At 73.3% G+C, this 26,661-nt stretch carries 16 protein-coding genes; 5 read left to right on the top strand and 11 right to left on the bottom strand.

Going from position 1 to position 26,661, the window contains the following annotated elements; translation table 11 throughout:
- The 5 genes from QP090_RS14015 to QP090_RS14035 form a co-directional block, all read right to left on the bottom strand.
- Complete coding sequence (locus QP090_RS14015; protein ID WP_285939264.1) at positions 1-1,272, bottom strand: PucR-like N-terminal domain-containing protein; 1,272 nt, start codon at positions 1,270-1,272, stop codon at positions 1-3.
- Between the two features lie 534 nt (positions 1,273-1,806).
- Entirely contained in the window at positions 1,807-2,766 is a 960-nt protein-coding gene (locus tag QP090_RS14020) for a hypothetical protein (RefSeq protein WP_285939265.1), read from the bottom strand.
- Positions 2,763-3,101, bottom strand: coding sequence for a PadR family transcriptional regulator (locus QP090_RS14025; protein ID WP_285939266.1), 339 nt, complete (start codon positions 3,099-3,101; stop codon positions 2,763-2,765). Before QP090_RS14025 ends, QP090_RS14020 begins: the two co-directional genes overlap by 4 nt.
- A 150-nt stretch (positions 3,102-3,251) precedes the next feature.
- Positions 3,252-4,586 (bottom strand): crotonyl-CoA carboxylase/reductase, encoded by a 1,335-nt coding sequence (ccrA, locus tag QP090_RS14030; protein ID WP_285939267.1) that lies wholly within the window; start codon positions 4,584-4,586, stop codon positions 3,252-3,254.
- 37 nt (positions 4,587-4,623) lie between these two features.
- On the bottom strand, positions 4,624-11,331 hold the full coding sequence (locus QP090_RS14035) for a type I polyketide synthase (RefSeq protein WP_285939268.1): 6,708 nt from the start codon (positions 11,329-11,331) through the stop codon (positions 4,624-4,626).
- 319 nt (positions 11,332-11,650) lie between these two features.
- Here QP090_RS14035 and QP090_RS14040 point away from each other — a divergent pair, with 319 nt between their 5' ends.
- The 3 genes from QP090_RS14040 to QP090_RS14050 all read left to right on the top strand — a co-directional run bounded on the left by QP090_RS14040 (position 11,651) and on the right by QP090_RS14050 (position 15,551).
- Positions 11,651-13,342, top strand: coding sequence for an MFS transporter (locus QP090_RS14040; RefSeq protein WP_285939269.1), 1,692 nt, complete (start codon positions 11,651-11,653; stop codon positions 13,340-13,342).
- Between the two features lie 28 nt (positions 13,343-13,370).
- Positions 13,371-14,612 carry a glycosyltransferase gene (locus tag QP090_RS14045; protein ID WP_285939270.1) on the top strand — a complete coding sequence of 414 codons (1,242 nt, stop codon included), beginning with the start codon at positions 13,371-13,373 and terminating at the stop codon, positions 14,610-14,612.
- Between the two features lie 63 nt (positions 14,613-14,675).
- The gene (locus tag QP090_RS14050; protein WP_285939272.1) at positions 14,676-15,551 is read left to right on the top strand and encodes an alpha/beta fold hydrolase; all 876 of its coding nucleotides are present in this window, start codon (positions 14,676-14,678) and stop codon (positions 15,549-15,551) included.
- A gap of 139 nt (positions 15,552-15,690) precedes the next feature.
- Here QP090_RS14050 and QP090_RS14055 read toward each other — a convergent pair whose 3' ends face one another.
- From QP090_RS14055 to QP090_RS14070, 4 genes are all read right to left on the bottom strand, one after another.
- A complete protein-coding gene (locus QP090_RS14055) occupies positions 15,691-16,725 on the bottom strand; it encodes an alpha/beta hydrolase (RefSeq protein WP_285939273.1) in 1,035 nt (344 codons plus the stop codon).
- Complete coding sequence (locus QP090_RS14060) at positions 16,715-19,375, bottom strand: MMPL family transporter (protein WP_285939274.1); 2,661 nt, start codon at positions 19,373-19,375, stop codon at positions 16,715-16,717. Before QP090_RS14060 ends, QP090_RS14055 begins: the two co-directional genes overlap by 11 nt.
- Positions 19,376-19,434: 59 nt before the next feature.
- Positions 19,435-21,225: a fatty acyl-AMP ligase gene (locus QP090_RS14065; RefSeq protein WP_285939276.1), complete on the bottom strand. Its 1,791-nt coding sequence runs from the start codon at positions 21,223-21,225 to the stop codon at positions 19,435-19,437.
- Positions 21,226-21,559: 334 nt separating this feature from the next.
- Entirely contained in the window at positions 21,560-23,179 is a 1,620-nt protein-coding gene (locus tag QP090_RS14070) for a hypothetical protein (RefSeq protein ID WP_285939278.1), read from the bottom strand.
- A 191-nt stretch (positions 23,180-23,370) separates the two neighbouring features.
- Between QP090_RS14070 and QP090_RS14075 the strand changes: the two genes are divergently transcribed.
- A complete protein-coding gene (locus QP090_RS14075) occupies positions 23,371-24,120 on the top strand; it encodes an IclR family transcriptional regulator (protein WP_285939280.1) in 750 nt (249 codons plus the stop codon).
- A gap of 34 nt (positions 24,121-24,154) precedes the next feature.
- On the opposite strand, the gene QP090_RS14080 is transcribed toward QP090_RS14075, so the two are convergent.
- Positions 24,155-24,517, bottom strand: coding sequence for a YkvA family protein (locus tag QP090_RS14080; RefSeq protein ID WP_285939282.1), 363 nt, complete (start codon positions 24,515-24,517; stop codon positions 24,155-24,157).
- Between the two features lie 313 nt (positions 24,518-24,830).
- Here QP090_RS14080 and QP090_RS14085 point away from each other — a divergent pair, with 313 nt between their 5' ends.
- Positions 24,831-25,895, top strand: a complete 1,065-nt coding sequence (locus tag QP090_RS14085; RefSeq protein WP_285939284.1) for an alpha/beta hydrolase family protein — start codon at positions 24,831-24,833, stop codon at positions 25,893-25,895.
- A gap of 79 nt (positions 25,896-25,974) precedes the next feature.
- Here QP090_RS14085 and QP090_RS14090 read toward each other — a convergent pair whose 3' ends face one another.
- The gene (locus QP090_RS14090; RefSeq protein ID WP_285939285.1) at positions 25,975-26,607 is read right to left on the bottom strand and encodes a septal ring lytic transglycosylase RlpA family protein; all 633 of its coding nucleotides are present in this window, start codon (positions 26,605-26,607) and stop codon (positions 25,975-25,977) included.
- Positions 26,608-26,661: the final 54 nt, after the last annotated feature.

A 26,661-nucleotide genomic window follows, 5' to 3' on the forward strand; every position in this document is an offset into this window, starting at 1 on the left:
TCAGGAGCGGCGGAAGGAGACGATCTCCGCGGAGTCGCCGACGGCCTCGCGCGCCGGCGGGATCAGGTGCTCGCCCGGGTTGTCGGCCAGCAGCGCGCGGGCGCGGAGCACGATCTCCAGGTCGAAGCGCAGGTCGGGGTCCAGGAGCTGGTCGCCGAACAGCTCCTCGAGCTGGCGGAGGCGGTAGCGGACCGTCTGCGGGTGGACGTGCAGCCGCATCGCGACCTCGTTGGCGTTGCGGCCGGACTGGAGCCAGGCCAGCAGGGTCTCGGCCAGCCGGTCCTGCTGGCTGGCCCGCAGGTGGGCCAGCGGCTCCAGCCGCAGCGCGGCCAGCGAGGTGATCAGATCCTCGTCCTGGAACAGGATCAGCGTGGACATGTGCTCGACGCTGCGGATCACGCCGGTGTCGGCCTCGATCACGCCGCGCCGGACCAGGCCGAGCGTCTTGCGGGCCCACGCGCTGGACCGGCCCGCCTCGGCGAGCGGGACGGTCGGGCCGACGACGGCGAGGGTGCCGCTCAGCGCCCGGTCGACCAGCTTGGCGCGGCCGGGCCCGTCCGGGTCGGGGACGATCAGGCTCGGGGTGCGGCGGGTGAGGTCGGCGAGGATGTCGGGCGGGAACGCCGACTGCCGGGCGTCCTGGCGGCCGAGGGCGACGGCCGCGATGGTCCGCGGGACCGGCCAGTGCGCGGCGGCGGCCAGGTCGGCGATGGCCTCGGGCGCGGCCGGCGGGTCCGACAGCAGCAGTTCGAGCAGCCGCTGGCGGCGGCGCTGCATCTCCCCCGCGACGGCGGCCTTGGCCTGTGCGAACCCCTCGGCCGCGGCGGCGGCCAGCTCGTCCTGGAACATCAGCAGGGCCTCCCCGACCGCGCCGAGCATCCGCGACGACACGTCCTCGTTGGCCGCGCCCTCCGCGATCCGCCGCCAGGCGATCATGCCGCCGACCCGCATCGCGGTCTGCATCGCGTCCAGGCTGCGGCCCTCGCCGGCCTCGCCGCGGCCGATCGCGCGGAAGAAGTCGTTCACCGAGGTCAGCTCGTGGCCGGGGTCGGCCACCCGGTCGACGAAGTAGTGCAGCACGCGCTCGACCGCCAGCCGGAGCGTGCCGGAGTAGGAACCGTCGCCGGGCCGGTCGTACTCGCGCACCCGCGCCTGGATCTCCTGGATCATGTCGTCGGCCACCGCGTCGAGATGGGGCCGCATGTGATCGGCGAGCTCCCGGGGCAGCTCCGCCCAGGGCCGGCCTTGTGAGATGGGTCCCTCGTCCGCCACGTGGCCCTTCCCTTCCCCCTGTGTTGCGCGCCGGACACGAGGGGTAATTACTTACTTATGTTGGGCATGTGGGAAAAATGATGACCCTCACTGGCGTCCGGGCGCAAAGTCCAGGTCGATAGAAGACCAGATTCGGCCGGGGGAATGACGAGATGTTACAGCGCGACCACGCTCCCCCACCTTTTCGGAGCGCTACGGCCGACAGGGGCCTGCCGATCGTTCGGGCAATCTCATACGAGATGCGGCGTCATCCGGCCCCACCCCACACCCCCGCCTACCCGGCCCCTCGAATCGGGGAGGGCGGGGACTCTCGGGGTGGGGGGCGCGTCCCGCACGAGACGGCGGACGTTATGTGGCGGGAGCGTGGGCCCCGTTGGGCGCGACGCCCCCGTACGCCTGTTTGATCTCGGGCTGACCGCGCATCGGCACGATGGAGCCGGTCTTCGATCCAGAAGATCAGGCGCAGCACCGCGGCGAGGAGGGCGAAGGCCGCCACCGTCTGCAGCGCCCCCATCAGCATCTCCATCGCGGGGCTCAGTCGGTGTCGTTGGGCTGGATGGTGCGGCGGCGTCCCACGTGATGCGCCAGAGTGATCGCTCCCGTCACCAGGCCGAGTGCGATGAGACCGGCCCCGGAGAGGACGGCCGCAGTAAACGACCCGGGGCGGGCCCCCGTGCCGAGGGCGAACACCACCCAGGGGAGTCCCACCACGGCGACCGTGAGGGGGAGCCTGCGGTTCAGCCGTAGGCTCAGGACGGAGGCCACAAGCGCGACGACCAGGGAGCACTCGACCATGACTCCCATGGGCCCGGTGGACCCATCGCGATACCAGAGAGGGCGAGCCGCGCCCGAGAACGCCTCTCCGTAGCCGAGGACGAAGATCGTCAGGATCAGGAAGATGGCCGCGGTGCCCGTCGCCAGCGTCTGCCGGTCCCGCGTCGGCCGCCTCAGCGGATCCACCGGCGCCGCCAGCACGATCAACCCGAACAGCGTCAAGGCGCTCAGCAGATACAGCGGCGGCCGATCCACGCCGGTGAACGACGCAAGGGGAACGATCACGAGCGTGGCGACGACCGCCACCGTGGCCAGGAGACGGACCGCGCCTTCGCGGCCACGAAGCGCCGCCAAGGACACGAGCAGCCACATGAAGTAGGCGATGGGACCCAGCGTGTCGAACGGGCCGAGATGGTCGACGGACGGATTGCGTCCGTACGGGTTGGGTTTCCAATCCCATTCCGCGAAAAGAAGGAACAGGCTGGACAGGGCCACGGCCGATGCCGTGGCCAGGGGAGCCACCGAAGCCAGCAGGGCACCCGCAGGGGACGCGGCCGTCAGGCCCGTGCGCTGCCGGAGGCCGTGAGCGGCGAGGTCGGCCAGCTCGCGTGCGGCCGAGGCGCGCCCTTGCTCGGCGAGCGTGTCCTGCAACGTGCTGGTGATCTCGGCGCGATCGACCTTGGGGTGCAGGCGGACGACGAACCGGATGAGCCTTGTCATGCCGTCGCCCCTCCCAGCCGCAACCGCAGGCGGCGGTCCGCCTCCTGGGCCGTGGCCCGCAGCCGTTCCGCCTCCGTGGCCAACGCGTCGGCACCCGCGCCGGTCAGCGCGTAGTAGCGGCGGTGCCGCCCGTCGACGACCTCCTCGCCGGAGACCTGGACCCAGCCTTGCTGCTGGAGGCGGGACAACGCGGCATACAGCGTTCCCGTCCGGAGCTTGACCCGCCCCGAGGAGATCGCGTCGACCTCTTTGATGAGCGCGTATCCATGACGTGGCGCGTCGGCCAGTGCGGTGAGCAGGAGCAACGTGGGCTCCTGCATCGTTGTCGATGCCATGCGCCCACCATAGGTCAATCATCGACATATGGCGACTAAAAACCTATTTCTCGGCGCGCTCCTGGAGGGCCCGTGGAACCCGACCGGGAAGTCCGGGGCATGGCCGGAGTCGACCACGGCGGGCCGGTGCCCTCACCGGCCCGCCGCGGCTCAGGAGCGGTAGAGGTTGAGCTTGTCCTCGCCGATGCGCTCGCGCATCGCCGGGTCGTCGACGCCCTGTCCCTCGGCCGTGGCGCCGCAGAGCACGGCGACCTTGCCGGTGTGCTGGTTGGTCTGCACCGCGCGGGTCGCCTCGGCGGCCCCGTCCAGCGGGAACACCGCCGACAGCGTCGGGTGGATCATGCCGAGGCCGATCAGCCGGTTGACCTCGACGGCCTCGTGGTAGTTGAAGCCGTGCGAGCCGATGATGCTCTTAAGCCGCATCCACAGGAACCGGTTGTCGTACTCGTGCTTGTAGCCGGTGGACGAACCGCAGGTGACGATCTTGCCGCCGCGCTTGGCGACGTACACCGAGGCGCCGAAGGTCTCGCGGCCGAGGTACTCGAAGACGATCCCGGGGTCCTCGCCGACCAGCCGCCGGATCGCCTCGCCGAGCATCCGGCCCGCCTTCGGATGCCGCAGCCCCTGCTCGCCGAGGTCCAGCTCGCTGCGGTTGATGACGTGCTCGCAGCCCTGGGCCCGGACCAGTTCGGCCTTCTCCGCGGAGGAGACCACGCCGACCGGGATGCCGCCGCCGTTCTTGACGAGCTGCGTCGCGTACGAGCCGAGGCCGCCGCTGGCGCCCCAGACCAGCACCACGTCGCCCTGCTTCATCCGGGCGCCGTGCGAGCCGACCAGCATCCGGTACGCGGTGGCGGCGCACAGCGTGTTGGAGCCGGCCTCCTCCCAGGACAGGTGCGCGGGCTTGTGCACGAGCTGGTTGGCCTTGACGATGCAGTACTCGCCGAGCGCGCCGAAGTTGGTCTCGAAACCCCAGGCGAGCTGCGTCTCGCTCATCATCCCGTCGTCGTAGGACCCGTGGTCCTCCTCGTCCACGTAGGACGGGGAGACGACGACCTTGTCGCCGGCCTTCCAGCGCTTCACTCCCGAGCCCGTGCGGACGACGACGCCCGCGGCGTCCGAGCCGAGGACGTGGTAGGGCAGGTCGTGCCGGGCGCCGTGCCAGCCCTGCCGGCCGAACTTCTCCAGGAACGCGAACGTCGGGATCGGCTCGAAGATCGCCGACCAGACGGTGTTGAAGTTGATCGCCGCCGCCATCACCGCGACCACGCACTCGTCCGGGGCGAGCTCGGGCATGTCGACCTCGCCGACGTGCAGGGAGCGGCGCACGTCCTTGTCGGCCTGCCCGTCGAAGATGCCCACCTCGTTCTTCAGCGTGTAGGCGGCGCGGAAGCTGCCGGGCAGATCGATGTCCTGGAGTTCCGGTCCGGTGGCGCCGGACCTGACGGCGTCGAGCAGCTCGTGGGACTGGACGGACGGGGACATGGGACTCCTCCTGCGACGCGGGGACGAGGTCGGGCCCTCAGCGGGCCGGTAGGGGGCGGGAGGCGGGACGGGCCTCGGAGATCGGGACGGAGGAGAGGCCGTTCCTCCTGTGCGCGCCGCCGGCCTCCGACGACCGTCCGCCGGCGGCGAGACTGCCCTCCAGGTGCGCGGCAAGGGCCTCCACGCCCGGCGGGTCGAGCAGGTTGAGGTGGTGCGCCCCGGGGATCGTGACGATCTCCAGGTCGGAGCAGAGCCCGCCGAAGCCGTTGGTCCCGTCGAGCACGTAACGGGCGTCCTTCACCGACCACGGCGTCTCCTCCGGCGCGTGGTAGAGGATGACGCGCCCGGCGTACGGGCCGGGCCGGTACGCCTCCAGGGAGCGGGTGTCCTGGTGCGAGGTGAGCTGGTGGGTGAGCGCGGCCGGCGGGATGTGGTCGGCCAGCGGCGCGGCGCGCTCCATCACCAGCGCGAACTGCGCCTCCTCGTCCAGCCCGGACAGCTCCTCGAAGGTGAGGGTCACGTCCAGGCCGTACGTCTGGTTGACGTAGTCGGCGAACGCGGAGAAGCGGCGGGCGAGGGTGTCGGACTCGTCGTCGACGTCGAGCGGCAGGCCCGCGTCGAACAGCGCGACGAACTCGACCTCGCGTCCGGCGGCGGTGAGCTGCCGGGCCGTCTCGTAGGCGAGCACCCCGCCGAACGACCAGCCGCCGAGCCGGAACGCGCCCTCGGGCTGCGCCCGGAGGAGGTGCTCGACGTAGCGGGCGGCGCGCTCCTCGACCGGCGGCGCGTCCTCGAACCGCTCGAGGCCGTACACCGGCTGGTCGGCGCCGAGCAGGTCGACGAGCTGCCGGTAGCAGGCGGTGGTGCCGCCGGCCGGATGCGCGATGAAGATCGGGCGCCGGCCGCCGGTGTCCTTGAGCGGACGGACGGTCTGCCGCGCGGCCTCCTCGTCGGCCGTGCGCAGGAACTCGGCGACGTGCTCGGCGGTGGCCGTCGCGAACAGCTCGTCGCGGGTGATCCCGACCGGGACGGTGGTCCCGCCGAGTTCGGCGGCGACCGCCGCGAGCACGGCGTCGGCCTGGTGGTCCTGGCCGCCCAGCTCGGCGAAGAAGTCGGCGGTGACGCCGACCCGGTCGAGGCCGAGCACGTCCTCGAAGACGCGGACCGCGAGCCGCTCGGCGTCGTCGCGCGGCATCACGTAGCCGGCCTCGGCGTTGGACACGGCGGCGGCCTCGGGCGCGCGCGCCCCGGCGAGGCCCAGCTCGCCCGCCGCCCACTCCTCGAACACGTTGACGCTGGCGCCCTGGAGCAGCACCGACGCCGGGACGGTCAGCCCGAGGTCGTGCTCGACGCCGCTCTTGATCCGCACCGCGATCAGCGAGTCCAGGCCGAGCTCGGTGAGCGGGACGGCCGGGTCGAGCCGGTCCGGCTCGAAGCCGAGCACGGCGGCGATCCGGTGCCGGACCTGCGCCGCGATCAGTCGCCGCGCGGTGGCGGGGTCGTACTCGCCGAGCGCCTCGGCACCCGGCCAGTCGCCCGCGGTGCCGCCTTCGTCGGGCGCGGCGGCGGCCTCGGTCAGGGCCGCGAAGTAGGGCATCCGGCGGATCTCGGGGAACAGCCCCACCGCGGCGGCGGGGTCGAAGCGCAGCACGCCGGTGGCGGGCCGGTCGTGGGCGAGCAGCGCCTCCAGTGCCTCGGCGCCCTCGGCCGGGCTGATCGGGTCGAGCACCGCGACGCGGAGCTCGGCGGCGCCGCCGACCCGCGACCAGGTGCCCCAGTTGACGGTGCTGCCGGCCCGTCCGCCCGCCCGCCGGTGGGCGGCCAGCCCGTCGAGCGCGGCGTTGGCGGCGGCGTAGGCGGCCTGGCCGGGCGAGCCGAGCAGCGCGGCGGCCGAGGAGTGCAGGACGAACCAGTCGAGATCGAGGTCCCAGGTGGCGGTGCTGAGCCGCCGCGCGCCCTCGACCTTGGCCCGCCACACCCGGTGCAGGTCGTCCGCGCCGAGGTCGCCGATGAGCCGGTCGTCGATCGCGCCCGCGCCGTGCAGCACGCCGCGCAGCCGGAGCCCGCCCTCGCCCGCCGCCCGGACCAGCCGTTCGGCCACGCCCGGGTCGGCGATGTCGCCGAGGACGACGCCGACGTCGACGCCGTCCTCGCGGAGCCGGGCGATGGCCTTCTCGGCGCCCGCGTCCGGGCCGGACCGGCCCGACAGCACGATGCGGCCCGCGCCGCGCTCGGCGAGCAGCCGGGCGGTGACCAGGCCGATCCCGCCGTACCCGCCGGTGATCACGTACGCGGCGCCGCGGCGCACGATCCGGCGCGGCCTCGCGGGGGTGGACGTGGCGGGTCCGCCGCTCGCGGCGGCAGAAGCGGCGGACCCGCCACGGGTCTCGGGCGCGGACGGCGCGAAGGCCGCGGACGGCGCCGCGGTGAGGGACGCCTGGGCGAGGCGCGCGACGTGGCGGACGCCGCCGCGCCAGGCGACCTCGCGGGCGTCGCCGTCGCCGAGCAGCTCGGCGACCAGGTCGGCCGGGCCCTCGACGTCGACCAGGGTGGCGCGCTGCACGGTGCGCTCGAACGCCAGCACGCGGGTGATCGCGCGGACGCAGCCCTGGCCGGGCTCGCCCGCCTCGCCGGCCCGCACCGGCAGCGCGCGGCGGGTCGCCACCCACAGCCGGGGCCCGTCGGGCAGCGACCGGCTGACGCCCGCGACGGCGAGGACCAGCGCCTCGTCGACGAGGTCGGCGGACGGCACCAGCACAACGCCGGCGATCGGTCCGTCCATCTCGGGGTGCCCGTCCGGCGGACGGCCGGTGAGCCGGTGCCGGACGGCGCGGTGCCCGCGCTCCGCCAGGCCCGCCGCGGTGGCGCGGGCGAGGGCGTCGTCGTCGTCGGAGAGCAGCAGCCAGGTGCCGGCCGCGACGGCGGACCCGGGCTCGGCGGTCTCGTCCCAGACCAGCTCGACGAGCTTGTCGGCCAGCGGCACCGGGACGTCGGCGCGCTCGGTGCGGCACAGCACGATGCCGGTGGCCTCGGCGAGGACCTCGCCGTCGCCGTCCAGCAGCCGGATCGAGCCGATCATCTCGCCGTCGTCCTGGACGATCTCGGCGCGGACGTGCCCGCCGCGGTGGGTCGGCCCGTACACGCGCAGGCTGCCGATCGACTCGGCCAGCCACACCGCCGCGCCGCCGCTCCCGGACGCGGCGGGCCCGGCGGGCCCGGCGACCGCCTCGGCCTCGGTCGACAGCAGGGCCAGGCAGCGGCCGATGACCTCGGGGTGCAGCCGGTAGTGCCGGCTGCCGCGCTCGGCGCCCGCGACCTCGGTGGCCGGGCCCTGGAGCGGGACGGCCGGGCCGCGGTGGTCGGCGCCCACATCGGCGCTGGCCAGCCGGGTCCAGGTTCCGGCCGGGGTGCGCGCGTGGATCTCCACCCGCTGCTCGGCCTCGGTGAACGTGGTGGTCACGGTGGTGTGCTCGGCGAGCGCGAGCGGGCGCTCGATCCACAGGCTGTTGACGCGGACGGCCTCGGTGCCGAGCGCCGCGGCCCCGGCGGCGAGCGCCATCTCGGCGAACGCCGCGACGGGCAGCACGGCCAGCCCGTGCACCCTCGCGTCGGCGGGCCACGGCCGCGCGGCGGTGCCGACGTCGGCGCGCCAGGCGTGCCGGTCCTCGCCGGGCAGCTCGACGTGCGCGCCCAGCAGCGGGTGCTCGTCGCGCCCGGCGCCGGACGAGCGCCGGGAGGTGTCGATCCAGTGCCGCTCGTGCCGCCACGGCGACTGCGGCACGTCGGTCACCGCGCCGCCGGCCGGGGCCCGGGCGGCGTGCCCGTGCGCGGCCAGCGCGCCGAGCTGCGCGTGGAAGGTGAGGGTGTCGTCGGTCTCCTGCCCCTTGGGCGCCCGCTTGAGCGTGTGCGTGACCAGCGCGCCGGACCCGTCCAGCGTCTCGCCGACCCCGTGCGCGAGGATCGGGTGCGCGTTGATCTCGACGAACGTCCGGAAGCCGTCCTCGGACGCCGCCGCCACCGCGCCGGTGAGCCGCACCGGGTTGCGCAGGTTCGCGGCCCAGTACGCGGCGCCCAGCGGCGCCCCGCCGGAGCCCGTGCGGCGGAGGAACGCACGGGGGTCGTCGAGGGCGGTGGTGTAGTACTCGATCCCGTCGGCCAGCGGCGTGCCGGGCTCGGCGCCCACGTCGGCGAGCAGCTCGCGCAGGCTCGGCAGCAGCGGATCGACCTGCGGCGAATGGCCCGCGCCCTCGGCCTGCACCATGCGGGCGAGCCGGCCCTCGGCCTCGGCCCGTTCCACGATCCGGGCGATCTGGCCGGCGTCGCCGGTGACGACCGTCTGCTTCGGCGAGGAGTGCACCGCCGCGTACACCTCGGGCAGGTCGCGGGCGAGCCGCTCGACCTCGGCGGCGGACGCGCCGAGTACCGCCATCGAGCCGCCGCCGACGAGCCGGGTCAGCAGCCGGGACCGGCGGCAGATGACCTTGACGCCGTCCTCCAGGCTGAGCGCGCCCGCGACGACCGCGGCGGCGACCTCGCCCATCGAATGGCCGATCACCGCGCCGGGCGTGACGCCGTAGGCTCGCCACATCCGGGCCAGGCCGAGCTGCACGGCGAACAGCACCGGCATCACCTCGGCCGGGCCGCCCTCCAGCTTCTCGCCGGACTCCAGCAGCGCCCACAGCGCGGGGCCGCCCTCCTCGGCGAACAGCGTGTCGATGTCGTCGATGGCCTCGGCGAACGCGGGCTCCTCCTCCAGGAGCCGCCGCGCCATGCCGGGCCGCTGCGCCCCGTACCCGGAGAACACCCAGGCCGGACGGCCGGGGACGCCGAGCGCGGTGCCCGACACCACGCCCTGGTGCGGACGGCCCTCGGCGAGCGCGGTGAGTCCCTCGACCAGCCCGTCGCGGTCGCGCGCGGACACCGAGGCGCGGGCCCGGCCGCGTCCGGCGCGGCGGTGCAGGGTCAGGGCGAGGTCGGCGAGCGCCACGCCGTCGCGCTCGGGAAGCCAGCCGGCCAGCAGCGCGGCATGGTCGCGGATCCGCTCGGCGCTGGTGTCGGCCAGCGGGTAGGTGCGGACGGCGGCCGGTTCAGCGGCGCGCACCAGCGGCGCCGGCGCCTCCTCCAGCAGGACGTGCGCGTTCGTCCCGCCGAATCCGAAACCGGACACGCCCGCCCGCGCCGGGTGGCCCCGGTCGGGCCACGGCGTCTCCTCGCCGACCACGCTCAGCCGCAGCTCGTCGAACGGGATGTGCGGGTTGGGTTCCTTGTAGTGCGCGGTCGGCGGGATCGTCCGGTGGTGCAGGGCCAGCACGGTCTTGATCAGCCCGGCGACACCCGACGCCGACTCCATGTGCCCGAGGTTGGACTTGGCCGAGCCGATCAGCAGCGGCTCGTCGCCGGTGCGGCCCGAGCCTGCGCCCAGCACCTCGCCGACCGCCTTCGCCTCGATCGGGTCGCCGAGGAACGTGCCGGTGCCGTGCGCCTCGATGTAGTCGACCTCGCCCGTGCCGACGCCCGCGGCGGCGTAGACGTCGCGCAGCAGCGCGCGCTGCGCTTCGGAGTTGGGCGCGACCAGGCCGTTGGACCGGCCGTCGGAGTTGACGCCCGACCCCCGCACCACGGCCAGCACCCGGTCGCCGTCGCGCATCGCGTCCGACAGCCGCTTGAGGACCACCGCGCCGCAGCCCTCGGCGCGGACCATGCCGTCTGCGGACGCGTCGAAGGGCTTGCAGCGGCCGTCGGCGGCGGTGCCGCCCGCCAGGTCGAACGTCATCGTCACGGTCGGCGACAGCAGCACGTTCACGCCGCCCGCGAGCGCCACGTCGGCCTCGCCCCGGCGCAGCGCCTGCACCGCCAGGTGCGTGGAGACCAGCGACGACGAGCAGGCGGTGTCGACGATCATGCTCGGGCCGCGCAGGTCGAGCAGGTACGACAGCCGGTTGGCGATGATGCTGAGCGCGGCGCCGGTCGCGGTGAACGGCTCCAGCGCGGCCAGGTCGGACGCGGTGAAGGCCGCGTACTCGGGCGCCGACACCCCGACGAACACGCCGGTGCGGCTGCCGCGCAGCGACACCGGGCCGATGCCCGCGTGCTCAAACGCCTCCCAGGCCACCTCCAGCACCAGCCGCTGCTGCGGGTCCATGACCGCGGCCTCGCGCGGGGTGATGCCGAAGAACCCGGCGTCGAACTCGGCGACGTCGCGCAGGAAGCCGCCGAGCCGCGTCGTCCGGGCGAGCAGGTCGCCGACCTCGGGGGAGCCGTCGTCGAAGGGGTCCCAGCGGCCGTCCGGGACCTCGCGGACCGCGTCGCCGCGACCGGTCAGGAAGCGCCAGTAGTCGTCCGGGCCGGTGAGGTCGCGGTCACCGCCGGGGAAGCGGCAGCCGACGCCGATGACGGCGATGGGCTCGTCAGGAGTGCCCGCCCGCGCGGCGGCGGGGGCCGGCGCCTCGGCCTCGGGGGTGCCGCCCGACAGCGCGACGGAGAGCTTGTTGATCGTCGGGTGCTCCCACACCAGGGTGGCGGGCAGCGCGCGGTTCAGCATCTGCTCGAGGTCGCCGGCGATGGCGACGGCGTCGCGCGAGGCGAGCCCGAACTCTTCGAGGGGCCGGTCGGGGTCGATGGCGGCGACGGCGGTGCGGGAGCGGAGCGCGATCTGCTCGATCAGGTGCCGGCGGATCGCGTCCTCACTGATCCGCGTCCGGTCCTGCGCGTCCTGCGCGGCTCCGGAACGATCGTTGCTCTGCATGCGGTCGGCTCCCCCAGTGAGACCAGGATCGTTCGGCGGAGGGACCACCTTGTCCTACTTTGACCGGCTCACGATGCGCATCCAGACCACTATTCTCGCCGGGCACTTGTCACGGTGATGACAAGACTCGGGAGTGGCCAATGTGGGCTGATGGGATAGTGAGGTACCTCGGCCCTGAGTCGGGAACGTGTAACGGGATACCAACGAATCGTAACAATACCCACTACTTCTTTTAGGGGGAAGCGGTGGATTTCCCTGCGGGGACTTCACCCCGCGCAGTCACGTGACCCGGGGCCGATACCGATGGGCACTGGCGGTCGTGGCCGTCAGCGCGTTCATGATCACCATGGACAACACGGTGGTCGCCAACGCGCTGCCCACCATCATGCGCGACCTCGACATGTCCAACTCGGCCAAGGACTGGGTCGCCACCGGCTACATCCTGATGTTCTCCTGCCTGATGATCGCGGGCGGCCGGCTCACCGACGTCTACGGCTGCCGCGTCACCTTCACCTCGGGCATGGCCGTCTTCACCGCCGCGTCCGCGGTCTGCGGCCTGGCCCCCGACGACTCCGTGCTGATCCTCGCCCGCGTCACCCAGGGCGCGGGCGCCGCGCTGGCGCTGCCCGCCACCCTGGTCATGGTGACCGTCGGCCGCACCGACAAGCAGCGGTCCCTCGGCACCATCGTCTGGGTCGGCGCGGGCTCGGCCGCCACCGCCCTCGGCCCCACCATCGGCGGCCTCATCGTCCAGCAGTGGCACTGGGGCTGGATCTTCCTGATCAACATCGTGCCGGGGATCCTGGTCATCCTGCTCGGCCTGGTCGTGCTGACCGCCAAGGGCGAGAACAGGAACTCCCGGGTCGACCTCCCCGGCGTGCTGATCTCCGCCACCCTGGTCTTCGCCCTGGCCTACGGCCTGGAGGCCGGCCGCAAGTACGGCTGGACCGAGCCGTCGGTGCTCGCCGTCTTCGCCCTGGCCGTGATCGCCCTGGCCTGCTTCCTGGTGGTCGAGACCTGGGCCCCGGACCCGATGATCAACCTGGGCTTCTTCCGCAACCGGGTGTTCGTCGGCGGCCTGCTCTCCCAGATGCTCTACGGCATCGGCTTCAACGGGATGATCTTCTACTCGGCCACCTTCCTGCAACGCTTCCTCGGCTTCTCCCCGCCCGAGGCCGGCCTGGTCATGCTTCCCCCCTCCCTCGCCATCATGGTGATGACCCCGGTCGCGTTCTGGCTGGCCGGCAAGATCGGCCCCCGTCCCGCCATCGGCGGCGGGATGGCGCTGATGGCCCTCGGCATGTTCCTGTTCTCCACCCTCCAGCGCGGCGACGGCTTCGCCGACCTGATGCCCGGCGTCATGATCGTCGGGGTCGGCGCGGCGATGGGCATGCCGCTGGCCATGTACGTCCTCAAGGCCGTCCCCGAGGACCAGGCGGGCGTCGCCAGCGGCATCCTCAACGTCATCCGCGAGGTGTCGGGCGCGTTCGGCATCGCCATCGTCGGGCTGCTGATCCACGACGTCCCCCAGGAGGGCGCCGACGCCAAGGCCCTGGAGGCGTTCCGCCACGGCACCGCGTCCGGCCTGGTGCTCGGCGCCGCCCTGGTCCTGATCGGCGGCCTGATCAGCGGGTTCACCCTGCCCAGCCGGCTCGGCTGGATGGGGCCCAAGCACGGCAGGCAGGCCCGCCGGACCGCCGATCCGCTCCTCACCGCCTCCAGCGTGGGATCCACCCCCTACGACGGCACGCCCATCCTGACCGGCGCGCCGGCCGGCGAACACGGCGGCGAGACCCTCGTCGCGAGGCCGGCCGAGGTGCCCGTCGCCGGGCGCCGCGCGGCCGATCCGCTGGAGGATCTCGAACCGTCCCCGGCCGGGTACGAGGAGGGCTGGCGGCCTCCGCCGCCGCCCGAGGGCTGGTACACGCCGTACGTCCCCGGGGAGGGCCAGGGCGCCGACCTCGGGCGAGAGGCCCCCGGGCGTCCGGGACCGCGGGGCGAGGTCTGGTGAATCGAGCCGCGCACCTGGAGGAGCCCCCGTGAGAATTGTGATCTTCGCCGCGGGGTCGCGCGGCGACGTGCAGCCGTGCGCGGCACTCGGCCGGGGGCTGCGGGCCAGGGGACACGAGGTGCGGCTCGTCGCCAGCGGCCGGTACACCGCCCTGACGCGCGCGGCCGGGCTGGAACTCGCGCCGCTGACCGCCGACCCCACGGAGATCCTCGACTCCGACGCCGGTCAGGAGCTGCTCGCGGGCGGCCGTAACCCGGTGAAGTTCCTTGGCGGGTTCCGGCGCATCCTCGGGCCCATGGCCGAACAGCTACTGGCGGAATGCCTGGACGCCTGCAAGGGCGCCGACCTGATCCTCGGCCCCAGCCTCGGGCTGCTCCAGCGGCACATCGGCGAGCATCTCGGCGTCCCCTGGGGGCTGGTCCATTTCCAGCCGAGCCAGCCGACCGGGGCGTTCCCCCATCCGTTCGTGCCGCAGGCGCGGCTACTGGGACCGCTGGCCAACCGGGCCAGCTTCCTCGCCGTCGACCAGATCGCCTGGCAGCTCGCCCGCCCGTTCATCAACCCGTGGCGCGGCGGCCCGCTCGGCCTACCGCCCGAGCCGGTGCGCGGACCGATGCACGCGGCACGGCGGGACGCCCGGCCGGTGCTGGCGTGTTTCAGCCCCTCGGTGGTGCCGCGCCCGGCCGACTGGCCAGCATATGTGCGGCTGACCGGCTACTGGTTCCTCGACGAACCCGCCTGGGAGCCGCCCGCGCGGCTGGCCGCCTTCCTGGCCGCGGGACCGCCGCCCGTCTACGTGGGATTCGGCAGCATGGTCCCCAAGGACGCGGCGATGACCGACCGGGTCGTCCGTACGGCCCTGCGGCTGGCGGGCGTCCGCGGCATCGTGCAGGGCGACCCGGCCACGTCGGACGACGACGTCCTGGCGGTGCGCGACGTCCCGCACTCGTGGCTGTTCCCCCGGACGGCGGCGGTGATCCACCACGGCGGCGCCGGCACGACCGCGGCGGGCCTGCGCGCGGGCGTCCCGACGATCGTCACCCCGTTCTTCGGCGACCAGCCGTACTGGGGCGAGCGGGTGGCCGCACTGGGCGCCGGGCCCGCCCCGCTGCCGTTCGGCGCCGTGACCGTCCGCCGGCTGGCCGCCAAGGTCCGGCGGACGGTCGCGTCCGGAGAGTTCGCGGAACGCGCCGCCGGGCTCGGCCACCGGCTCCGCGAGGAGGACGGCGTCGCGCGCGCCTGCGACCTGATCGACGCGATGCGCCGCTGATCGTCCGCACGGCCGCGTTCTCCGGTTTTGCAATAGGGTTGTATTGCAAAAAAGGGGGAGCGAATGAGCCGAGGGAAGATCGGGCGCTTCAGGTCGGCCGCGGGACGGAAGGTCTTCGAGGCGGCCTACGACGACGCGATGCGGGTGCTGCCCGTCCCCGAGGTCCACGACGTGCCCACGCCGTACGGGCAGGTCCGGGCCTACCGGTTCGGCGACGGCACGGGCCCCCCGGTCGTGCTGCTGCACGGCCGGGGCGGGACGAGCCTGTCGTGGTACCCCAACGTCGCGCCCCTCGCCGAGCGGCGGACGGTGTACGCACTCGACCTGCTCGGGGAGCCCGGGCACAGCGAGCAGACCGCGCCGATCCACGGCGGGGCCGACCAGGCGGCCTGGCTGGACGCGGCGCTGAAAGGGCTGGGCCTCGGCACAGCGCACCTGGTGGGCTGGTCGTTCGGCGGCTGGACGGCCTGCAACCAGGCGATCCGCAAGCCGGGACGGGTGGCGTCGATCAGCCTGATCGACCCCATCGCCACCTTCGCGCCCTTCCCGCCCGGCGTGCTGCTGCGGAGCATCCCGATCGCCCTGCCGTTCACCGCCAGGCGGGCCCTGCCGCGCTTCCTGCGCTACATCGACGGCCGGGGCGAGATACCGGCCGGCGATCCGGTGGCACGGGTCATCGCCACCGCCCTGGAGCAGTACCGGCCCGCACTGCCGAGCCCCCGGCTCTTCACCGATGACCAGTTGCGCTCCATCGGCGTGCCGGTTCTGGCGCTCATCGCCGGACGGAGCGTCATGCACGATCCCGTCCGCGCCGCGCGGCGGGCCGAGGACCTCCTCAGCGACGCCGAGGTCGAACTGTGGCCGGAGGCCACCCATTCCATCGCGGGACAGTTCGCCAAGGAGGTCAACGCCCGGATTCTGCGCTTCGTCGACCGCTGACCCGCGCGGATCCGCACCACGCCGATCCGCACCACGCCGATCCGCACCACGCCGATCCGCACCGTGCCGATCCGCACTGATCGGACGCGTCCGCTCCGGCCCCGGACGCCGGGGGCGGGGCCGGAGCGGACGTCTGGGGTCACTTGACCGGTTTGGCGCCGATGGTCTTCATCATCTGCGGCCAGGCGGCGTGCATCTCGCGCTGCCAGTACGGCCAGGAGTGCCGGCCGTTGCCGTAGATGTGCGCGGTGATCGGCACGCCCTGCCTCCTCGCCTCGGCGGCGAACGCCTTGACGGTGGGACCGATCGCCTTCTCGCTCAGGTACCCGATGTCCCACGGGGCGGTGCTGGGCGAGTCGAGCGGACCGGCCTTACCGGTGGTGCCGGCCGACACGTAGAAACGGGTCGAGCGCATCTTGGGCAGCAGCTTCACGGGGTCGTGCGCGTCCCAGTTGTTCCGGTCGATCCACGGGATGCCCCAGATGGAGTAGGGATCGGCGCCGTTCCCCATGTTGGTGTACATGAGCAGCGACGGGACGCCCGGCGAGCTCATCGAGAGCGTCCCGCTGAAGCACGCCGCGTACCGGAACATGCCCGGGGCGCGTCCTGGATAGGAGCACGCGCCCTGGGCTCCCGAGGAGACGCCCATCGCGGCCCTGGAACCGCCGGCATGGAAATTGCGTTCGACGAGCTGCCGGACCTCTTTAAGGTGAAAGTCCTCCCATTTCGGATTTCCGCCCCGGCCGCCGTTGTACCAATTGGTGTACGACCCGTTCGCACCTTCCGGCATCACCACCATGACGCCCCACTTACGGGAGAGCGCCTCGATATCAGTGCTTTTCTTTCGGGTCCACGAGGTCCAGTTGTCGCGACCGCCGTGATAGGCGTAGACGACCGGCCAGCTCTGCCGCGAATTGCTCTTCCAGCCCTTGGGCAGCAGCACCCGGACATGTTCGGTGGAGCCGATCGACGGCGACCGCACCTGGAAGTCGAACGCGGTCTTCCCCTTGTTCAGCCATGTGTAGCCGGTGACGCGGGCGCCGGTGTCGGCCTTCGCGAACCCCGCGGCCTCGGCCGGGGCCGGGCTCGCGGGGAGCACGGTCGCGCCCACGACGGCGGCGGCGAGCGGTCCGCCCGCCCATCGGATGACGCGGCGACGTGTCTCAGTTGACATCGTTCTCCTCTACGGTCCTCCAGCGCCATCCCGAACCGTCCGGAGCGCGGACGATCTCACGCCTGGTCCGGACGGGAGGTCTGGGTCTCGGCTGCGGCGGCCCGTTCGCCCAAGGGGCCCAGGGTGCCGCCGGACTATGGGCGGGGGGTGAGGGGACCGGGCGGTCCACCGGAATGGCCGATGCCGGTGACGCCGGAGTCGGCGACGCCGGGGCTGGATTCGGGGACTCCGCGGCCGGAGCCGGGGCCGGGGCCGGGGACTCCGGGGGCGTGGCCGGGGAGGGTTCCCAGTGCAGGGCGTACGGGAACGGCTGGTCCTCGGGCAGCGGGGGCGGCGCCGCCGGTGCGGGAGGCGCCTCCAGGCCGGTGGTCTCGCGCAGGTCCATGCGGGCGTGCAGGCTGGCGAGGGGGCCGGGGAGCCACCAGTTCGCGGCGCCCATGAACCGCATCGTCGCCGGGACGAGCAGCGAGCGCACCAGCGCCGCGTCCACGACGACGGCGACGAACATGCCGACGCCGATCAGCTTGACGACGGTGATGCCGGCCAGGCTGAACGCGGCGATGACCACTAGGAACAGCAGCGCCGCGCTAGTGATGATGCCGCCGGTGTGCTGCATCCCGGTGGCGACGGCAGTGCGGTTGTCGTGGGTGCGGTCCCACTCCTCCCGGATCCGGCTGAGGAGGAAGACCTCGTAGTCCATCGACAGCCCGAACACCACGGCGAGGATGAGGATCATGCTGGTGGCCTCGACGCCGCCGGTGGGGGTGAAGTCGAGCAGCCCGGCCAGGTGCCCGTACTGGAAGCCCCACACGATCGCGCCGAACGAGGCGCCGATCGACAGCACGTTCATCACGATCGCCTTGAGCGGCAGCACGATCGAGCCGAAGAACATGAACAGCAGGACGAAGGTGGCGACGCCGACCGCGAGGGCCATCTTCGGCAGCGTGCGCATCAGGCTGGACATCAGGTCCATCTGCGCGGCGGTGCTGCCGCCGACGTCCACGTGCATGGGGAAGCCGCCCTTGGACAGGCCCATGCCGCGGATCCGGTCGACGAGGGCCTGCGCCTTGGCGTCCATCGGCTCGTACTTGTGGGTGACCGAGATGCGGACGCCGCCGTACGAGCCGGAGTAGCCGGTGAACTTCGCGTCGGTCACGCCCGGCAGCGCGGCCAGGTTCTTGCGGTAGCCCTCCAGGTAGGGCGGGATGTTGTCGCCCTTGCGGACCGGCTTCCAGGCGCGCGGGATCAGGTCGCCGGAGACCACCACGTCGATCGGTTCGGCCGAGCCGTTGGGGAAGTCGGCCTTCACGGTCTCCACCACCGAGCGGGTCGGGCTACTCTTCGGCAGGACGCGCGCGTCGACGCTGCCGAACTGCACGTTCAGGAACGGCACGAACAGCACGCCGAGGATGACCAGCACCATCGCGAAGTACGGCAGCGGGTGCTTCATCACGCTATGCCCGAGCCGGTACCAGAAGCCGCTGTCGGGCTCGCGGGCCGCGCGCTTGGCGCTCGGCCGCCGCCACGGCATCCGGCCGAATTCGACCTTGGGGCCGAGCAGCGCCAGCAGCGTGGGCAGCAGCACGGTCGCGCCGAAGACGGCGACCAGGACGGTGGCGATGCCGGCCAGCCCGATGGTGCGCAGGAACATCTGCGGGAACAGCAGCAGGCCGCCGAGCGCCGCCGACACGGTCACCCCGGAGACCATGATCGTCCGTCCGGCGGTGCACATGGTGGCGGCCAGCGCGGCCTGCCGCAGCGGCGCCAGGTCGCGCGCGTACTCCCGCTTCGCGGCCCGCCGCGCGCTCCGGTCCCCCGCCCGTTTCCACGGCTTCCCCGGCGGTATCCCCTTGCCGTCCATGCCGCGGGCCAGTTCCTCCCGGAACCGGCTGATGATGAACAGCGAGTAGTCGATCGCGAGGCCGACGCCCATCATCGTGACGACCTCGAGGGCGAACGAGGTCACGTCGGCGAGGTAGGTGACCAGGTGCAGCACCGCCAGCCCGCCGACGATGGAGAAGATCGCCACGATCATCGGCAGCACCGAGGCGGTGACCGCGCCGAACAGGATGACCAGCAGCAGGAACAGCGGCACCGCGGTGATCGTCTCGGCCCGCACGATGTCGGCGACGACCTGCTCGCCGAACTCCTGCCCGAGCGGGACGTTGCCGCCGAGCCGCACCTTCAGCCCGGGCGCGGCCAGCCGATCCTTGATCGCCTGGTAGTTCGCCAGCTTGGCCGCGTCGTCGGTGCCCTGCAACTTGATCGCCACGAACGTCTGGCGCTTGTCGCGCGAGGCGAACGACTCGGCGTCCTTCCCGTCGATCGCCCAGTACGAGATCATCTCGGCGACCCGGTCCTTGGGCAGCCGCGCCACCGTGGTGACCACGCTCGCCTGGTACTTCGGGTCGTCCACCGTCAGGCCGTCGCTGCGGTAGAGCGCGATCACGTCGGGGTTGGTGCTGCCGAAGTAGGTCGCGCCGAGCTTGGCGACCAGGGTGGAGGACGACTTGGGGTCGTCGAACCCGCCGGCCTTGAACTTGGCGAACACGCCGAGGCCCCAGGCGCCCGCCACCCCGGTGACCAGCAGGATCAGCACGAGACCGGTCCAGCGCCGCCGGTGGATGAGCCGCCCCAGCCCCGCAAGCATGTTCCTCCTGAATCGTCACGGCCGCCGGGGCGGGAGTGCCCCGGCGGCCCGCCCGTTGCCTACTTCCGGGCGGCGAGCCGTGCCCGTGTGGTCGGCAGCCCGCCGTCCAGGTACCGCTGCCGGGTGGCCGCGCGGGCGACCTTGCCGCTGGAGGTGCGGGACACCCCGCCCGGTTCGATGAGCACGAAGTCGTGCACGCTCATCTCGTGCTCGACGCTGACCGCCGCGCGCACCGCGCCGTGCACCTCGTCGAGGTCGAGCCGGGCGAGCGGCACCCGCCGGTTGCGCTCGGCGACCACGACCAGCCGCTCGGCGCCGCCGTCCTCGACGGCGAACGCCGCGACGAACTCGGGCCGGACCGCCGCGTGCGACTCCTGCGTGGTGACCTCCAGGTCCTGCGGGTAGTGGTTGCGGCCGTCGACGATGATGAGGTCCTTGATGCGTCCGGTGACGTACAGCTCGCCCTCGTGGACCACGCCGTAGTCGCCGGTGCGCATCCACGGGCCTTCGGGGAGCGCGCCCGCCGCGGCCAGCTCGGCGCCGAACGTCGCGCGGGTGCGCTCGGGGTTGCGCCAGTAGCCCGGGGAGTTGTTGGGACCGTGCACCCAGATCTCACCGACCCGCCCGTCGGGCTGCTCGACGCGCGTCTCGGGATCGACGATCGCGACGAACTGCCCGACGGGCCGTCCGCACGAGACGAGCAGGCTCTCCCGTCCGGTCCCGGCCTCGCACTGCTCCAGCCCGCCGAGGGCGAGCGCGTCGCGGTCGACCGTGATGACCTTGGGCGGGACGTCCTCGGCCGCCGCGGTCACGAAGACCGTGGCCTCGGCCAGCCCGAACGCCGGCGCCTGCGCGCCCGCCCGCAGCCCGGCCGGCGCGAACGTCTCGGCGAACGCGGCCATCGTCGAGGCGCGGACCGGCTCGGCCCCGTTCAGGCAGGTGATCAGGCCGCTCAGGTCGAGCTCGGCGACCTTCTCCGGGGTGGCCTGGGACGCCACGTACTCGTAGGCGAAGTTCGGCGCGGCGGTGTAGACGTTCTCGCACTCGGAGATGAGCTGGAGCCAGCGCATCGGCCGCATCAGGAACGACAGCGGGGCGGTGTAGATCACGTGGTCGCCGTACACCAGCGGCAGCCCCATCGCCGACATGAGCCCCATGTCGTGGAACAGCGGCAGCCACGTCACCAGCTCGGGGTTCGGCGTGTCGGGCGCCCACCCGGCCCAGAGCTGGAGCGCGTTCGCGGCGAGCGAGGCGTGGGTGATCTCGACCCCGGCGGGACGGCGGGTGGAGCCCGAGGTGTACTGGAGATAGGCCAGGTCGTCGGGGTCGATCGGCTCGTCGCGCCACTCCGCGGCCAGGGCCGGGTCGATGTCGTCGGCGAACACCACCTCCCGCGGGCGCGGCACGTCGTTGTCGGCGAGGAACTTCTCCACGTGCGGTTCCGCGCTCCGGGTGGTGACGATCACCGTCGGGTCGGCGTCGTTGTACACCCCCACCAGCCGCTCGCCGTGGCCCGGCTGGTCGGGCGAGAACAGCGGCACCGCCACGACGCGCGCGTACATGGCGCCGAGCATCGTCATCATGTACTCGTGGTTCTGCGGCAGCAGCAGCGCGGCCCGCTCGCCCGGCCCGGCCGCCCGCCGCAGCCCGGCCGCCGTCGCCCGGGCGCGCCGGTCCGTCTCCGCCCAGCTCAGGGTGAACTTCACGCCGGACGGGTCGAGGGAGTAGTCGACGAAGGTGAAGGCCGGAGCGTCCGGCTTCTCCCGCGCCCACCGGCCGACCCGCTCGATCAGCGGGGTACGGCCGGAACCGCCGGGCTGGAGTTCGGGAAGCAGCGAGCCCAGTGCCATTGATCAGTCTCCCGGGGGGAAGGGGCGGACGGCGTCAGCGGGGGTGGGGGCCGTCGGCGGGCCGAGCAGCGATGGCCGGACGGCTCTGTGGCGCCCCCCGGCAACCGGCGATGATCGTGCAGCGTGAAGCTACCGGATGGTAGGCGATCGGGGGTATTGGCCCCGGGCCACATTAGTCACAGAGCGCTTTGTCATCGGAGTGACAAGCGCCCGGAAACCGTACCCCCATGCGGACCGGCCCCGTCACGGGCCGTGGCCCACCCCCTCGGCGTCGACGACGCGATCCCCGTTCGGCACGATGCAGGCGGTCGTCATCCATCGATTCGGGTGTCCGCTACCCGCGGCGCGACCTGCCCGGTTCCCCGGACCGCGACCCGATCAGCGCACCCGTGTTCGCGTTCCGCGCCAGGGCCACCCGGCGCCGCCACAGCGCCAGGCACGCCGCCAGCCATACCAGCCCGATCTCGGCCACCAGCGCGATCCCGAGCACCGTCGCCCAGTCCGCGCCGTCGCCCTGGTTCGACCCGCTCGGCGAGACCAGCGTCATCCGGCTCTCTCCCGCCGCCGCCCGCGCCAGCGCGGGAGGCGGCGCGTTCACCGGCGGCAGCACCGGCGGCACGGCCTGCGCCGGAGGCACCACCGGCAGCAACGGAAGCTGCGGCTGCAACCCCCCGGCCCGCGGAAGGCCCGGCCCGGGCAAGGACGGCGGCGGCATCGGGGGCAGCGGCACGTCCGGATCCGAAGGGGGCAGATGCAGCGGCGGCGAAGCGGCCACCGCCCCCGACTCCTGCCCGTCCAGAACGTCCGCTCCACCGGACGAACCCCTAGGCGGCCGGCCCACGCCACCAGGCGACCGCCCCGGCTTCACTCCCGGCCGTCCACCCCCGTGCCCGGCGACGTGGGCCTTCTTCGGCCTACCGTGACCGCCCGCTTTCGGACCGCCCGAGCCTCCCTGGCCGCTCGGGGCCGACACCCACGGCCCTCCATACCCCTCCGCTTCAAGCTCCCCCGGTTCCCCGTGCCCGTGCCCGTGTGCCTTGGGCACGTGCGCCTTGGGCACGTGCGCCTTGGGCACGTGCGCCTTGGGCACGTGCGCCTTGGGCACGTGCGCCTTGGGCACGTGCGCCTTGGGCACGTGCGCCTTGGGCACGTGCGCCTTGGACGCCCGCGGCTTCCCCTGTCCATCCGCCTTGTGCGCCTTCGGTTTGCTGTGCCCATCCGCCTGGGGCAAGCGCGGCTTGCCGTGACCGTACGCCTTAGGCACACGGGGCTTGCCATGGCCGCTCGGCGGCAGCGCCGATGGTTTCCCATGGGTGTCCGGCTTGTGTGCCTGCGGCTTGCCGTGGCCGTCCGCCTTCGGTCGCCCTGGCTTAACGTGACCGGACGGCTCGGAGGGCTCGGACGGCTCGGACGGCTCGGACGGCTCGGGCATCTGATCGTCCGGCTGTGCCGGGCGGTCCTTCGTCATGCTCGGGTCCGGGCTCGGGCTCAGATCGGACGACTCCTCGCTCAAGCAGGTGCAGCGGGGCGGCGGCGGGGTCGCGGTGGCCGACGCGCGCTTGGCGTTGGCGGCGGACACGATGGCGATGATGCTGGGCGGTGTCGCCGTGGACACGCGCGGGATGTCCACGGTGGCGACCCGGCGTTCGGGCGTGGCCAGGTCCCCCAGGTAGCAGCGGATCCTGTGATCGGAGTCCAGCATCGTGCAGCCGGGCTGGTCGTCGATCCACCGCAGCGGAGCTTCGGCGACGAGGAGCAGGTAGGCGTCGTGCGCGACGCCGCCTGCGGCCCGCACCTCGGCGGTGTAGGAGGCCGTCCGTCCAGTGCCCGCGATGCGGCTGAGGTCGGCGGACAGGCGGACCGACTGGGCGTGCGCCGCAGGGTTCGTGAACGCCATGGTCAGTACGCCGCCGAGCAGCACCGTGCCCCAGCGGATCCGTGCCCCCGTGCCCACCGTCCCCCCTCACCGCGCGGTCTCGCGCTGCCGGGGGGACGGCGCCGTCGGACGACGCCGGGCTTAGGGAGTTATAGCCCGGCCGTCACCTCCAGTAACGTCCGTCACTCCGCTTTCCGCATCCCGACCCATTTCGCGTAGTGAAATCGATTCTCCGTAGAATCGGATGACCACGAGGAGAGGGGGCGTCGGTGGCGGAAGCCGTACGGTCGCTGGAGCGCACGTTCGAGCTGCTGGAGCATCTGGCCGACGCGGGCGGGGAGATGGCGCTGTCGGAGCTGACGGAGGTGTCCGGGCTGCCGATGCCGACGATCTACCGGCTGATGCGCACGCTGGTGAACCAGGGGTACGTGCGCCAGGAGCCGTCCAAGCGCTACGCGCTCGGGCCCCGGCTGATCAGGCTGGGCGAGAGCGCGAGCCGGCTGCTCGGCTCGCTGGCGCGCCCGGCGCTCACCCGGCTGGTGGACGAGGTGGGCGAGACGGCCAACATGGCCATCCTGGAGGGCGACGAGGCGATGTACGTGGCGCAGGTGCCGTCACGGCACTCGATGCGAATGTTCACCGAGGTCGGACGGCGCGTGCTGCCGCACTGCACCGGGGTGGGCAAGGCGCTGCTCGCGCAGCTCCCCGAGCAGCGGGTGCGCGCCCTGCTTGACCGTACCGGGATGCCCGCGCGCACCTCGCGCACCTTCACCGCCCCGGGCGCGCTGATGGCCGAGCTGGCCCGGATCCGTGAGCAGGGGTACGCGCTGGACGACGAGGAGCAGGAGATCGGCGTCCGCTGCGTGGCGGTGCCGCTGCCGGGGGCTCCCGCGCTGGCCGCGCTGTCGGTGTCGGGGCCGTCCGCGCGGTTGAGGGCGCAGACCGTCGCGGAGGTCGTCCCGATCCTGCTGAACGTGGCGGAGGGGTTCTCCCGAGAGTTCGGCCCCCAGCCCGGCTGACCCTCCACCGGACCTCGCCCGCGTGGAGGCCGTGTCAGTCGACGATGTCGCCGACGACCGCGGTCGGACGGCCGCCGCGTTCCCAGGTGACGAAGTCGCCCGCGGCCCTGACCAGCATGGTCGCCAGCCACACCGCCACGCCGGCGTCGTCGACGACGCCGAACGGCAGCAGCGGATCGGGGATCACATCGAGCGGGGAGACGATGTAGATCGTGGCGAGCGCCAGCAGGCCGAGCGTCCCGAACGACATGCCCTTGTACCGGCCCCGCAGGACCGACTTGAGCATGCGCGGGACGGCGCGGACCCGCTCCCCCATCCTCGGTGCCTCGGGCTGAAGTGTCTCGCTGTAGATCTGCCAGGCGTGCCCGGCGGCGGCCGTGCTGCGCTTCCTGTCCACAGTCACTCCTCAAGGCGGCGAACCAGGGCGTGCCCCCGCGACGCCCACGACTTACTACGACGCATCGAACATCCGACTTGTTCCCGTCCGGACTCCCTGAAACCAGGAGGACCGACGCGGAAGCCCACAGCATGATCGCTTGCTTCACGTTACCCGGGGTGAGTTCTCCGTCACTCTGCTGTACGGGCTGAGGTGATTCGGCCGCATTCTCCGGCGGGCACTGGAAATATGAGGCTGGGACCTCGGGCCCACATTGAGGGGCGCCGTGTCCCAGGGGGCCTGCCGTCGAGCACCGCAGGAGCTGACGTACGACATGAGCGGCGATCGTCCGACCGAGCGCGACCTCACCCTGCCCGTGCACGGCACGGCCGCGGGGAGCGCCTACCTGGCCCTGCCGCCGACCGCCGTCGACGCCCGGCCCGCCGGTCCGACCGGGCTGATCGTGGCCTGGCCGGGCTTTGACCCGCCGCGCGCCGCGGCGGCGCTGGCCACGGCGATGCCGATGACCGGCGTGCCGGTCTGGCGGGTCTACCTCGAACTGCCCGGCGACGCCGAGGGCGCGGCGGGCGGGCTCGGCTCGGGCGCGATCCTGGAGTCGCGCTTCATCGAGGCCTACGGCGCGGCGGTCGAGGAGGCGTCCGAACGGCTGCCCGACGCGCTCGCCGACATCCGGCGCGACCTCGGGCTGGACGAGGGGCCGGTCGGCCTGGCCGGGTTCTCCGCGGGCGGCTCGGCGGCGCTGCTCGCGGTCGCGCGGGGGGCGGTCCCGATCAGTACCGCGGCGGTCGTGGCACCGGTCATCGCGCCGTCGCGGTCGGCCGGGGCGGTCGAGAAGCGCGCCGCCCGCGACCGCGCCTGGACCGAGGAGGCCCGCGAGCTCGCCGACCGCCTCGACCTCGGCATGCGGGCGGCCGACATCGCCGCGCGCGACACCGCGCTGCTGCTGATCGGCGGCGCCAAGGACCGGGTCGTCCCGCCCGCCGAGATCACCGCGCTGCGCGACCTGCTGCGGCGGTGCGGGGCCGGGGCGGTCGAGTCCGCCACGTTCCGGATGGCGCACGCTCTGGCGGCCGAGCCCGGCACGGCGGCCCGCCCGCCGATCACCGAGGCGGTGCGGGTCGACGGGGTGCTCACCGACTGGTTCCGCGAACGCATCGCCGAGACGGTCCCCGGCGCCGAACCCGCGGCGGGCGGCGAAGCGATCGGCGCCGACCCGCCGGACGACGCGGCCGACGAGACGGCGGCGCCGAACCCGCCCGCACATGCCTGGCCCGCGCCACCGGCCGCGAACGGGACGGCCGCGTCCGAGCCGGCTTCCCCGGACGTCACGGGAACGTGGCTGGAGCCCGCGAGCGGTGGCAGGGGACGCCACTCCTGACCTGCCGTCCGCACCGGACCCCATGGGCGCGCCGGACCTGACGGGCGCGCGCCGGACGGGCCGGCGCGCGCCGTGCGGGTCAGGTGCGGGCGAGCACCTGGTAGCGCACCGGGATCACACCCGATCCGGTGCCGCCCACCTTCGTCATCGCGGCCTTCGACAGGTCCAGGCAGCGACCGCCCGCGTACGGTCCCCGGTCGTTGATGCGCACGGTGACCGACCGGCCGTTGTTCTTGTTGGTCACCCTGACCTTGGAGCCCATCGGCAGCGTCTTGTGCGCCGCCGTCAGCTCGTCCGGGTCGAAGCGCTCGCCGCTGGCGGTCATCTGCCCCTCCCAGTAGAAGGACGCCTCACACGAGCCCGTCCGCAGCACGCGCGGCTTCGGGGCCTGCTTCCTCTTGGGCTTGACCGCCTTCTCGGTCTTGGGCTTGGCCACGGTCTCGGCCTGCGATGGAACCTCGGGCCGCGCGTCGGACGGTGGCTCCGGGGCCCGGGGCCGGCCGCGGTCCGCCCGTTCGGGCACGGTCCGCGGCGGGTCCGCGAGTGGAGTGGTGGACCGCGGTGCGGTCTGGGCCGCCCTCGCGGAGCCGGCCGAGCCGTCTCCGCCGAGGAGGACGATGGCGCCCGCCGCGACGAACGCGACGGCGACGCCGGAGGCGATCAGGATGGTCCGAAGACGGTTCTTGGGGCGATGCTTGCCAGCGCTACCCACAGAGAGTCCTTTGATCGGGGACAGGGCCCCGGACACCGGCGTGCGTCGTCACCG

It is taken from the genome of Actinomadura xylanilytica, from assembly GCF_030283145.1.
Classification (GTDB): Bacteria; Actinomycetota; Actinomycetes; order Streptosporangiales; family Streptosporangiaceae; genus Spirillospora; species Spirillospora xylanilytica.

Coding starts and splice junctions, on each gene's coding strand:
- QP090_RS14020 (WP_285939265.1), bottom strand. CDS start 2,766: ATGACAAGGCTCATCCGGTTCGTCGTCCGCCTGCACCCCAAGGTCGAT.
- QP090_RS14025 (WP_285939266.1), bottom strand. CDS start 3,101: ATGGCATCGACAACGATGCAGGAGCCCACGTTGCTCCTGCTCACCGCA.
- ccrA (WP_285939267.1), bottom strand. CDS start 4,586: ATGTCCCCGTCCGTCCAGTCCCACGAGCTGCTCGACGCCGTCAGGTCC.
- QP090_RS14035 (WP_285939268.1), bottom strand. CDS start 11,331: ATGCAGAGCAACGATCGTTCCGGAGCCGCGCAGGACGCGCAGGACCGG.
- QP090_RS14050 (WP_285939272.1), top strand. CDS start 14,676: ATGAGCCGAGGGAAGATCGGGCGCTTCAGGTCGGCCGCGGGACGGAAG.
- QP090_RS14055 (WP_285939273.1), bottom strand. CDS start 16,725: ATGTCAACTGAGACACGTCGCCGCGTCATCCGATGGGCGGGCGGACCG.
- QP090_RS14060 (WP_285939274.1), bottom strand. CDS start 19,375: ATGCTTGCGGGGCTGGGGCGGCTCATCCACCGGCGGCGCTGGACCGGT.
- QP090_RS14065 (WP_285939276.1), bottom strand. CDS start 21,225: ATGGCACTGGGCTCGCTGCTTCCCGAACTCCAGCCCGGCGGTTCCGGC.
- QP090_RS14085 (WP_285939284.1), top strand. CDS start 24,831: ATGAGCGGCGATCGTCCGACCGAGCGCGACCTCACCCTGCCCGTGCAC.